The 12,408-nt window shown below is 38.2% G+C and carries 10 protein-coding genes; 8 read left to right on the top strand and 2 right to left on the bottom strand.

The features are described 5' to 3' along the window. The first annotated feature begins 429 nt into the window (after positions 1-429). From CFY84_RS10680 to polA, 7 genes are all read left to right on the top strand, one after another. Complete coding sequence (locus CFY84_RS10680) at positions 430-1,347, top strand: MlaA family lipoprotein (protein WP_088824340.1); 918 nt, start codon at positions 430-432, stop codon at positions 1,345-1,347. 73 nt (positions 1,348-1,420) lie between these two features. Further along, positions 1,421-2,389 (top strand): PP2C family protein-serine/threonine phosphatase, encoded by a 969-nt coding sequence (locus tag CFY84_RS10675; protein ID WP_088824339.1) that lies wholly within the window; start codon positions 1,421-1,423, stop codon positions 2,387-2,389. Between the two features lie 111 nt (positions 2,390-2,500). Further along, positions 2,501-3,013 carry an STAS domain-containing protein gene (locus tag CFY84_RS10670; protein WP_088824338.1) on the top strand — a complete coding sequence of 171 codons (513 nt, stop codon included), beginning with the start codon at positions 2,501-2,503 and terminating at the stop codon, positions 3,011-3,013. Positions 3,014-3,039: 26 nt separating this feature from the next. Beyond that, positions 3,040-3,858 carry a carbon-nitrogen hydrolase family protein gene (locus CFY84_RS10665; protein WP_088824337.1) on the top strand — a complete coding sequence of 273 codons (819 nt, stop codon included), beginning with the start codon at positions 3,040-3,042 and terminating at the stop codon, positions 3,856-3,858. Between the two features lie 105 nt (positions 3,859-3,963). After that, positions 3,964-4,788: a hypothetical protein gene (locus CFY84_RS10660; RefSeq protein WP_171289081.1), complete on the top strand. Its 825-nt coding sequence runs from the start codon at positions 3,964-3,966 to the stop codon at positions 4,786-4,788. An 8-nt stretch (positions 4,789-4,796) separates the two neighbouring features. Further along, positions 4,797-5,684, top strand: a complete 888-nt coding sequence (locus CFY84_RS10655; protein ID WP_088824335.1) for a mechanosensitive ion channel family protein — start codon at positions 4,797-4,799, stop codon at positions 5,682-5,684. Between the two features lie 147 nt (positions 5,685-5,831). After that, positions 5,832-8,579 (top strand): DNA polymerase I, encoded by a 2,748-nt coding sequence (polA, locus tag CFY84_RS10650; RefSeq protein WP_088824334.1) that lies wholly within the window; start codon positions 5,832-5,834, stop codon positions 8,577-8,579. Between the two features lie 198 nt (positions 8,580-8,777). On the opposite strand, the gene CFY84_RS10645 is transcribed toward polA, so the two are convergent. Continuing rightward, the gene (locus tag CFY84_RS10645) at positions 8,778-9,794 is read right to left on the bottom strand and encodes a metallophosphoesterase (RefSeq protein ID WP_088824333.1); all 1,017 of its coding nucleotides are present in this window, start codon (positions 9,792-9,794) and stop codon (positions 8,778-8,780) included. Between the two features lie 82 nt (positions 9,795-9,876). Here CFY84_RS10645 and CFY84_RS10640 point away from each other — a divergent pair, with 82 nt between their 5' ends. Continuing rightward, positions 9,877-11,496 (top strand): phospholipase D-like domain-containing protein, encoded by a 1,620-nt coding sequence (locus CFY84_RS10640; RefSeq protein ID WP_088824332.1) that lies wholly within the window; start codon positions 9,877-9,879, stop codon positions 11,494-11,496. 1 nt (position 11,497) lies between these two features. Here the strand turns inward: CFY84_RS10640 and CFY84_RS10635 are convergent, their stop codons facing one another. Continuing rightward, a complete protein-coding gene (locus tag CFY84_RS10635; RefSeq protein WP_088824331.1) occupies positions 11,498-12,328 on the bottom strand; it encodes a lysophospholipid acyltransferase family protein in 831 nt (276 codons plus the stop codon). Positions 12,329-12,408: the final 80 nt, after the last annotated feature.

Below are 12,408 nucleotides of genomic sequence, written 5' to 3'. Positions count from 1 at the left end.
TCAACAAAAATCCACACAAGTTGTTCTTCATTGCTTTTAATGATTTACTTAGTGACTCGTCATCAGTAAGCTAGGTCGGCTATATTACTCTCTTCCTCACAGAAGTCAAGCAGTCGTGCTATTTATTTTTTCTCATCTCTAAACTTATTCTTAAACTATAAAGTTCGTCTCTAAAACCAACTCAACAACCCAAGCTATTGTTTATCAACAAGTTTTATTTAACAGCACCGCCGATGGATTCGCATTATAGACCATTCCAAATCCAACGCAACCCCTTTTTTTAACTATTCCTTCCGCTTGATCAGTTATTCACCTTTTTTAGCATTATCATAAGAAGATTGTTCAGCAAACAATCTTTTTGCCCCATTTTATTGTTCATGCTATACACTAAGATAATAAATTAATTCTTTTGCGCTCTTTGGAATTCACATGTGTGATAAATCTTATAAAATATTGTGGACATCGTCGCTGACCTTAGCTGCGGCTATTTGTATATCAACAACTGTAAATGCAGAAACTTTTGATCAAGCCGCGCCAAATTCTAGTGACTATACAACTGAAGTATCCACTGAAAGAACACCATCGACTACAACAACAGTCACTGTTCGACGTTATTTAAAACATCAATTAAAAACATTAAAGACTGAATTAAAAGTCGATGCAAATGCTGCACAGCCTGAACAAGTAAAAGATCCGTTTCAATCGGTCAACCGTAAAGTCTTTGCATTTAATGATACGTTAGATACCTATATACTTCGTCCTGTTGCTGTGCAATATAAAGCCAAAGTACCTGGTGAAGTACGCGGCTCATATCGCCAATTTCGTAATAACTTAGGCGAACCATGGAATGCAACAAACCAAGTCATTCAATGGAAACCTATGCGTGCTTTAAAAACTTTAGGGCGCTTTGCTATTAATACACTCACCACCTTAGGTTTAGCTGACCCAGCACAGCGTCTACATTTAGATTATGAAGATGAAAGCTTAGGTACAACCCTTGGTTATTATCATGTACCGTCTGGTCCTTATATTATGCTGCCGGTTTTTGGTCCAAGTACCTTACGAGATGGTTTAGCATTAATTGTTGATAGACAAGCACGCCCTCAGCGTTATATTTTTGATGATTCAGACCAGTTGTTTTGGCTTGACAATGCACTAGGTGCAGTTGATTTGAGAAGTTCTTTGCTTGATGTAGAAGATACTTTACAAGGTGATAAATATGCAGCAATTCGTGATGTATATTTACAACGCAAAAAGTTCATCATTGCAGAAAAACAAGGTAGAGCAGATCAAGATGTATCTTTTGTGAGTGATGATGTAGCAGATTCTGCTCCACCATCAAAATAATTTTGTGATCTAACCAAATAAATGAGCATTAATGTTTTTTTATTTGGTTATATATTAGGTATTCATCTTATATATGTATTTTATCCAACCTTCACGTTCAATCTCGCATCTTGATACTGTATTAAGTATTTTGCCTGATTTAGAAGTCATTCAGCTTGCTGATCTTGACCAATATGACCATAGCGTGATTGTGATTGCAGATGTGAAAGACTTTTTAAAACATTTGTGGGATTTTCCAACGGTTGTGTTGGCATTTGAAGATGAGGGCTCTACATTGGCCGAAGCATGGCAATCAGGTGCTTTGGCTGGTTGGATTTGGGATAAAATTCCAACCAACCCTATTGAGCAATTACACAGTATTGATGCACAGTATAAGCGAAATCAAGACAGTCGCGATTTACCGTCAGCTGCGTTATTACAGAAAAAATTATTGCCTGATGACATTGATATTCCAAATTATTCATTCGAGTCTTTTTTTAAGCCATCGGCCTATTTATCTGGCGATTGGTATGACTACTGGAAAATCAGCGATAAAGAAGTCATGTTTTATTTGGCCGATGTTTCGGGTCACGGTGTTGCCAGTAGCTTATTAACATCATGGATGGCTGCATTTCATGGCAGCTCCAAACGACCTAGAGAGCTAATTAAAAAGCTCAATGGAATGTTGATTCAAGAAGATATTGAAAAGCACATTACCATGATTACAGGTATTTTAAACTTTGAAACACATGAGCTGCGCTGGTCTAGTGCTGGGCATTACCCACCAGCCATTTTGTTTAATGGCCATGAAGAGCCAATGATTTTGAACACCAGTAGTTTTGCGTTAGGTTTAACTGAGGACATTGAAATCGAAGAGTTTGAATGTGTTTTGGCTAAAAATGCACGCTTTGTGGTTTGCTCAGACGGCGCCTTAGAAGCATTTGATGGCTGCTTAAGTGATCAACTCAATCTATTGATTGATCAGTTAAAAAACCAGTCTTTTAAAGCACCAGATCACACTGTCGATGATATTGCCATCTTGACCATCTGGCGACAAAAGTAACTGTTTATCAAATATATAGCTAAAAGGATATGACTTTCACATTATCCCCTATTGAGTATGTGCACATGCTATGGGATAATTTATCAATCCTTTTTAAAAAACGGCATATGTATGTCAACTGGTCATGTTGAGTATGCAAGCTTAAATGGCACTCACTTTTTCAAAATTATTGGTGAAGTTCGTGCGCAATCTTGTATCAGCTTAGATAAGTTATTGGGTAAAATTGAGAAACAATCAACAAACATTGCAAGTGCTGTTGTAGATCTTACCCAAACCACATTTATCGATAGTACCGTTCTAGGCATTTTAGCAAAATTAGGCATTCGCCTAAAACAAACGCATCACATTCAAAGTATTATGTTATCGACCAATCCCGATATCACAACGCTTGCAAATAGCATGGGTTTGGGTCAGGTATTTTCTATTTTAACTTGTAATGAAGCAAATAATATCTGCTGTACACAGGTTTTAAAAGATGATGACTTAACACAAAAAGCCATGCTAAATACCGTATTAGATGCACATAAAACATTATCTAAGTTAAATGAAAGTAATCAAAATGTGTTTAAACCTTTAGTTAAACAATTAGAAAAAGAAAAAAAAGCGTTAAAATGTGCTGATTAAATCTCTCCTGCTGAGGTCGTTGATCTATGTCCCTCATTTCTATTGCACAAATGAACTCCCAAGACAATATTGAGCAGAATTTAGCTGATGTGAAGCAATTAATTATTGATGCTAAACAGCAAGATGCTCAATTGTTGGTTCTGCCTGAAAACTTTGCTTGTTTTGCACCTGGCAAACAGCGTGATACCGCTGAACGCTTTGAAGAGATTCAACAGCAACTAGAACAATGGGCTGCTGATCATCAAATTTGGCTGATTGCAGGAACATTGCCTTGCCCATTTAGACCAAATGGCGATCGAGTACCTGATTTACGAGTTAGAACCACGAGCTTATGTATTTCACCTGAAGGTACTGTGGCACGTTATGATAAAATTCATTTGTTTGATGTGGCTGTTGGCGACAATATTGGAACCTATCAAGAGTCATTGAATTTTGAACCTGGAGATGACCTTGTGGTTGCAAGTACGCCTTTTGGTCAGATCGGTCTCATGGTATGTTATGACTTGCGGTTTCCTGAACTGGCAGTAAAACTACGCAGCCAAGGTGCTGATTTGTTAACTGCCCCTGCCGCTTTTACCTATCAAACAGGACAAGCGCATTGGGAACTTCTGCTACGCGCACGTGCCATTGATACACAATGTCATGTTTTAGGTGCAGCTCAGCAAGGTTGGCATGGTGGTGATCGTCAAACATGGGGACATGCAAGCATTGTAAATAGCCGTGGTACCGTGTTGAACCATGCTCATCGTGATGGTTTACAACTCATCACTGCACATTTTGATCAACATGATCAAGAACAGCACCGAACAATGATGCCATTAATGCAACATCGTCGTTTATCATAACGATTTATCATTAAAAGCCAACAAAATACATAATTAGCATATGATGGTTTTTTCATATAATTTTCAGGATATAAACCACATAAAATGATATCAAATGGAGCGCTTGTGAGTGCTGACAGCGTAAATGACAATAAAGAGACCTCACCCAATATTAAATGGTGGGGCGAATATTTATTTGAATTAGACCAATCGCGTACATGGAAATTCGGCTCTTTAATTTTACAGATTACTCGTCATGCACAAGAATGGAGAGTGGAATTTCATCGTCCATTGGTTCAGCATGATTATGAACAAAGTTGGCGTGAAATTTTAGATCCAGATTATGTACTGCCCGAGCCTAAACATGTTGAACGCTACATGTTTAGAAAAACTCAAAATCAATTTCAGTTGATGCCCCGCTTAGCAGATCATTCGGTTGTAATTCACCCCATTGAACCTATTTATATTCCTGCAGGTCAAAAAGGCTTACTTTATATCAGTACCCCGCTGTGGGTAGTCGGTTTTGCTGAAGGACATGAAGATCCTTTATTTGATATTCCTGTGATTCAGCCAAAAGAAACTTGGTTTGGTCCAGACACCAAAAAAGGTGAATTATGTTATTCAACCAAAGTTAATGGACGCACAGAATTAGAAAAATTAGAACCAAAAGCGTTTCGTGCAGTCACACCAATTGTTTTTCACAACACAAGTCATGAACAATTACGTTTTGACCGAATGAACGTTCCAATTGTTGCTTTACCTTTATTTTTTAGCGAAGAAACGAATCGATTGTGGACATCTCATATTAAAGTGATTCATGACTCTTCTGATCGTCCATCACGGGTAAAAATTGAAAATAGGACTCCACCACGTGCAGGAGAAGTGGTCTATGTTCACGCACCACGCTCGCCAGGCGGTGTACTATTTAATATGTTTGATTCATTTTTTTAGGAACAGTCATGGATAAAACACAAATACCACAAGACCTTGTTTCTAGTTTAAAAGCAATTTTCACGACAATAAATTTCAACCGCATCAGCGAAATTTTTATTGCTGCTTTATTGTGCTTTATTGGCTTTCTCATTGCGCGACTGGTTTCGAATACATTCATTCGTACAGTGGGTTTACGCTTTAACGCACACCAAAGAATGGTTTGGCGACGTGGTATTTTCTATACCATTTTTCTATTCTTCATCATTGCTGCTTTAAAAGAAGCAGGCTTTAAAGTCAGTGTATTCTTAGGTGCGGCAGGGATTTTATCGGTTGCCTTGGGTTTTGCCTCACAAACCTCTGCGACCAACTTAATTAGTGGTTTGTTCTTGATTGGTGAAGGGTCATTTGAAGTTGGTGACGTGATTCAAATGTCATTATTACGTGGACAAATTATTGAAGGTGAAGTGATTTCAATTGACTTATTGTCTGTAAAATTACTGACCATTGATAACACCTATATTCGTGTACCCAATGAACAATTAATACGAACGCCTGTTTATAATTTATCTAAATATCCCATACGGCGTATTCCTGTCACTTTACCAGTCACGTTTCATGAAGATTTATCGAAAGTACGGCGTGTTCTGACCAAAACTGCATATGACCATCCGTTGGTGTTAGATGATCCTAAGCCACATTTGGCCGTCACAGAATTTGCTGAATCATCCATTGAATTGACGTTTACAGTATGGTGTCATCAAGCCAATTATGGACAAGTCAAAGATGAAATATTAGAACGAATTCGTAATAGTTTTATTCAGCACCAAATTGAAATCCCTGTACCTAAAATTGGCTTTGTGAATGATACGCAATCGATGAATCGTTTACCTGTACAGCAAGATGATTACCGCTAAGTGGTATACTGTCTATAACACGATTCGATGAAGCACAATTAAAACAACGATAGCTGCACGAATGACTTGCTGTGCATTCACAGTACATATAAATCTATCTCTTGATGCGCTGAACAGTCGCTCAAGATTTTATTGAGGAACGCAATTATGACACCATTTGTTTTGGTTGATGGGTCTTATTTTTTATTTAGGGCGTATCATGCCCTTCCTCCATTAACGACTTCGACAGGCTTGCATACCAATGCCATTCGTGGTGCTTTATCTGCGATTCAAAAGTTAATGCGTCGTACTCAGCCAACGCATATGGCTGTGATTTTTGACACACCTGAACCCACTTTTCGTCATAAATTGTCTCCTATTTATAAAGGCAATCGTCCATCTATGCCAGAAGATTTGGCTGAACAAATTCCATATTTACACGCATTAATTCGTGCACTTGGTATTCCTTTATACACTTTGCCTGGTGCAGAAGCAGACGATGTGATTGGAACACTGACCAAACACGCTGAACGTGAAAACCAACATGTTTTAATCTCCACAGGGGATAAAGACATGGCCCAATTGGTCAATGAAAAAGTTAAACTTGAAGATAGCTTTAAGGAACGTGTCCTTGATGTAGATGGTGTATTTGAAAAGTTTGGCGTTTGGCCACATCAAATTATCGACTATTTAACCTTAATGGGCGATGCATCAGACGGCATTATGGGTGTGCCTGGTGTGGGTGCTAAAACAGCAGCCAAACTATTGGCAGAATATGGTTCCATTGGTGGCATTTTAGAGAATGTCGAACAAATTAAAGGCCGAGTTGGCAACAATTTAAAAGAGCACGCCGATAACATTGCAATTGATCACCAATTGGCAAGTATCGTGTGTGATTTAGATTTAGGGCTGGAATGGGATGATTTAAAACTTCAGCACCCAAACACCAATGAACTGCGCCGCTTATATACAGAGCTTGAATTTCGTAACCAATTACAATCACTTGATCACCCCAACAATCCAGACAATGCTGCATATAAGCAAGCAGCTGCAAGCCAACCTGTTGTTGAAACAGCAACAGATCAAGCACAACTTACCAGTCAAGATGACCAAATTGGTGAGGCGACCTATCATATTGTTTTAACCGAGCAAGATTGGGATGCTGTGTATCAACGTCTTCAAACAGCAGATCATTTTGCCATTGATACGGAAACAACACATCTAGACTTCCGCTTTGCAAGCATGGTGGGCTTCTCAATCGCATTTGATGCAAAAGATGCGTATTACATCCCTTTTACACATGATTATGAAGGTGCACCTGCTCAACTTGATCGAGATCGTATCTTAAAACAGATTCAACCCTTTATTGAAAATCCAGAAGTTAAAAAAATTGGTCATCATTTAAAATACGATGCCCATATTTTTGCGAACCATGGTATTCATTTACAAGGTTGGTATTTTGACACTATGCTTGCCTCGTATGTTTTAAATGCGACTGCAACACGACACGGTATGGATGATGTTGCACGTTTGTATTTAAGTCATTTAAGTACAACCTTTGAGCAAATTGCAGGCAAAGGCGCCAAGCAAAAAACGTTCAATCAAATTGAGCTTGAAACTGCAGGTCATTATGCTGCTGAAGATGCACATGTCACTTATCGCTTGTATGAAGTATTAAATGAAAAGCTACAAGCTGAGCCATTACTTTTAGATGTATTACATCGTATTGAAATGCCTGTTGCTGCTGTACTGACCCAAATGGAAGAAATTGGTATTCAGTTGAATCCTGAGTTTTTAGGACAGTTAAGCGAGGAATTTGCTCAAGCGATGCATGGACTTGAAAGCCAAGCCATGGAAATTGTGGGCGAACAATTTAATATTGCCTCTCCAAAACAAGTGGGTGATATTCTATTTGATAAACTTGCAATTAAAGGTGGCAAGAAAACAGCCTCAGGGCAATACAGTACCAGTGAAAGCGTGCTTGAAAAACTTGAGCATCCAATTGCTGAAATTATTCTTGAGCACCGTGGCTTGGCAAAACTACGTAGCACATATACTGATCGCTTGGTTGAGCAAGCCAATCCAGAGACTTTTCGAGTACAAACCAGTTATCATCAGGCAATTACAACCACTGGGCGTTTATCATCATCTGATCCCAACTTACAAAACATTCCCATCAGAAATACCATTGGGCGTCAAATCCGTAAAGCCTTTATTGCACCAGAAGGACGCAGTATTTTAGCTGCCGATTATTCACAAATTGAATTACGCTTAATGGCTCATTTTTCTCAAGATGAAGCATTGATTGATGCATTCCAAAATGGACAAGATATTCATCGCCGTACAGCATCTGAAGTGTTAAGAATTCCACTTGACGATGTAACGTCTGACCAACGCCGTCAAGCCAAAGCTGTAAATTTCGGATTGTTATATGGCATGTCTGAATTTGGCTTAGTACGTCAGTTAGGGTTTACCCGTGATGAATCACGAGACTATATTAAGCAGTATTTTAATCGCTATCCTGGCATTTATGAATATATGCAAAGCACACGCCAAGTGGCTGTTCAACAAGGTTTTGTTGAAACAGTATCAGGACGTAGGTTATATACTCCTGATATTAATGCACGCAACATGATGGTCAGAAAAGCCGCTGAACGTGCTGCAATCAATGCACCGTTACAAGGTAGTGCTGCCGATATTATTAAATTGGCCATGATTGAAGTTGATCGACAACTGCCTAAAGATTCGATTCGTTTGTTACTCCAAGTACACGATGAATTGGTATTTGAAGTCGATCATGATGCGATTGAATCACTTTCACCTCAAATTGCTGAGATTATGTCTTCTGTATTGACCCTTGCTGTGCCACTCGAAGTTGATATTGGCGTTGGCAAAAATTGGGATGAAGCACATTAAGTGCTCATTTCCAAATATAATGCAACAAAACATTGCACAAAGATTGATCGTGAGATTTCTATGCTAATATGAATCTCATATAACGCTTGTTCGTCAAGATTATATGCTCAGCCTTCATCCTAGTGGTTTGTTGAAACCTCCGTTCAACAATATAAAGCTATTGGTAGCCCCTTTACGACATTTGTTTAGGGGCTTTTTTTATCTTAACTCAATTAAGTCAATCGTTGGTTTCACACGAAACCGAAATGGTATTCCAACCATTCCTGTTCCAACAGTGACATACACGTCTGCATTTTCATGCACATATAAACCTCGTTTATGCCCGAGGATCGAAATTTTACGCATCATATGATCAGTAAACCATGGCAACTCCACTTGTCCACCATGTGTATGACCTGACAACATCAATGGTCTTGTTGGAAGTTGAGGAACCAAATCAATGGTATCAGGATTATGAGATACAATAACCCACGGTTTGTCTTGGGGTAAATTTGGCATAAAGCTCATATCAGATTTACCTGCCCATAAATCCCCCACGCCAAGCATACGAAAATGATCAAATTCAATCATTTGACCTTCTATATCAACAATGTGGTTACGCTCAAGGGCGGTTTTTAACAGTGCCTGAATAGGTGGTCCTGGAAATTCTTCATCATGGTTGCCATTGACTGAATACACAGGTGCTTGAATGTCTTTTAAAATACTCAGTTGATCAGCCAAGGTATGTTCGGGCTCATATGTCCAATCACCGGCTACCACCACAATATCAGGTTTGGCTTCATTTAATTGATCTACAATTTTTTTTAATTGTTTGGCTGATCCTGAAAATAAACCCACATGTAAATCTGCGATTAATGCTATTTTAAATGGCGCACGAGTTTGATGGTCATCTGATAATGGCAACGTGTATTGAGTCAATTTAACCTGTAAGCAATGTGGTTCAATAAAACGCGCGTAAATTAATACACCTGACAGCACAATTAAGATCACACTGACCCACACTGAAATAAACCCGTATATACCGCCAAGCAATGCCATAGCAAACAGTGGAAATAATAGATAAGGTTGATAACGCATCGTCAAATGAATAAATGCCTTAACAGGATGAATTGTTTCTGTTTTTGCTTGTACACGCCAAGACTGTATCGCAGCCCAAATGGCAACTGCGATAAAAATTATATAAAAGGTAAAAAAAAATGTATTAGAATTCCACATAAATTCTCTCAGGCCAGTTCACATTACACTGTCAGTTCACGCTGACCCATTTCTCACTTCAAGTTTGCACGTTTAAGGCATTATGCAGAAAAACAGATTTTTAAAGCCATGTTTCAATCTCCAACTGATTCAACGATTGATTTGTCGTGGAACAATCTATACTGCTTGTCTAATGACACTCAATGCATGCAGTACTTTACCAAAACAAGTCCAACAAACACCAAGCTATATTACAGATATTGATACCTCTAACACACAACTTGCACAAATGATTGTGCCCTTACAAACACAAAACCCCGGTTTAACCGGCTACCATTTGCTATTTGACCCATTAGAGGCCATTGCAGCACGCTTAAGTTTAATGGATAAAGCACAAAAAACATTAGATATTCAGTATTACATTTGGGATAACGACAAAATTGGTGCTCTTGCGTTATATCATATTATTCAAGCTGCTGACCGCGGTGTGAAGATCCGCTTGTTAATTGATGATAACAATGCAAAAAAAATGGAAGGTGTGTTTTTGGCTTTGAGCCAGCACACCAATATTGAAGTCAAACTTTATAATCCTTATAAATTTAGAAATTTTCGTCCTTTAGACATTGTGCTCGATTTAAAACGTGTTAATCGTAGAATGCATATTAAAAGCTTTATTGTCGACCATGAAATTGCATTGATTGGTGGTCGTAACATGAGTAACCAATACTTTTATACCAGTGACAATTACCAGTTTTCTGATTTAGATGTCATGCTTGTTGGGCAATCTGTACAAGATATTGGACGCTCTTTTGATGAATATTGGAATGATAGCTATGCCTATCCTGTCAAACAAATTGTCAATCCACGCCAGCATCAACTGCGTTATGACAATTTAAAACAGCAGCTCACAGAACATCAGCAGCGAATTGTAGTACAAAATTATTTAAACCTTGCTAATCGAGCCAATGAATTCAATGATTGGCTATACCACGATTTGAAGCTTGATTGGGTCAAAGCCAAAGTTGTACATGACAAGCCAGAAAAAATTCATGGCACAGCACAACCTAATGACTATTTACAAGCACAATTGAGTCAATATTTGGATAAACCAAAACATAATATTGATATTGTGTCTGCGTATTTTGTACCTGAAACTTTAGGGACAAATATTTTAAGTAAAATGGCTCAAAATGGCGTAAAAGTGCGCGTATTAACCAACTCATTTAAAGCCAATGATGTTTGGTTAGTGCATGCTTTTTATTCAAAATACCGACAACAGCTACTTAAAAACAATGTTGAACTGTATGAGTTTTTGCCTGTTTTAGATGATAAAGCACTCAATAAATATACCAAAAGCTTATCTTATCGCACGAAAGTCAGTTTAAAAAGCTTAAGCCGCTCAAGTTTACATGCCAAAATGATGGCTGTAGATGATCAAGTATTTATTGGTTCATTTAATCTTGACCCACGTTCAGCCAAGTTAAATTCAGAAATTGGTGTCTTACTCTATAGCTCGGATTTAGCGCAAAATATCCATCATGCCATTACCCGTAATATCAACTCATATAGTTATCAGCTCAAACTTACCCCTTATCAGAAAATTACTTGGACCAAAGAAACCCCTCTTGGCCCCGTCATTTATAATCATGAGCCAAAAGTATTGTGGTGGCAAAATGGCGGCTTAAAACTCATCTCTCTGCTGCCGATTGAAGGGTTAATGTAACTTACATAGACTCAAATTGAGTTGGATGTTTTAGTACCTTTTGATGCAAGTCAACCAAGCCTTTTTTCATGACTTCATGCACTTCATGTGTTAAAGATTCCATGCTATGCCCTGCAACAGAAATAGCTGGCATCAACATCACATGAGCTGTGACTTTTGGCATTTCAAGCACTCGAAATAAATGATCAGACATCGCGATATTGCCAACAAACGGCGCAACTGTATCAAGCTCACCTTGTTGATTCACATAACACAATAAAGCCACTTGAACAGGTTGGTTGGCTTCTATGGCTGAACCAAATAATTTACCGTGAATTTTTAAAATGTGAGTGCCATCTGATGTGGTTGCCTCAGGGAAAAACAGTACAGGAATATTATGCTTTAAAAAATCCGTAATTTGCTCACGGATTTTAGATGAGTCGCCTGAACCACGTTTAATAAATAAAGTACCACCACTTTTTGCCAATGTGCCAATGACAGGCCATTGTTCAATTTCAGCTTTTGCTAAAAAAAATACACGTGCACCTGACCCTAATACAGGAATATCAAGCCATGACACATGATTACTGGCCCAAAGCGCAATCGATTGTTGGTCAGCATGACCATGAACTTGTACGTCAATGTTAAATACTTTGCAGAGTTTTTGACAAAACCATTGCACATATTCTGTATTCTTTGGGTCATTTGGGGTCTTATAGAGCTGATTTTTATAAACAACAAAAAAACCCTCTCCAATCACGGCAGCACAGTGTACTAGCTTTTTAGTGTAATGAAATGCACGAAAGCCTGTGCGTTTACCTGAATTAATCAAAGAACTTGTTTTATGTAACATAGCATCAACGTAATCATATTGTTTGAGTGAAAAACATTCATTATGATCATAACGTTATATCGCATTCTCTACAATTATTA

This window comes from Acinetobacter apis (assembly GCF_900197575.1).
Classification (GTDB): Bacteria; Pseudomonadota; Gammaproteobacteria; order Pseudomonadales; family Moraxellaceae; genus Acinetobacter; species Acinetobacter apis.
Note: the sequence above shows the minus strand (reverse complement) of the source record. Positions and strands in the feature narration are given on the sequence as shown.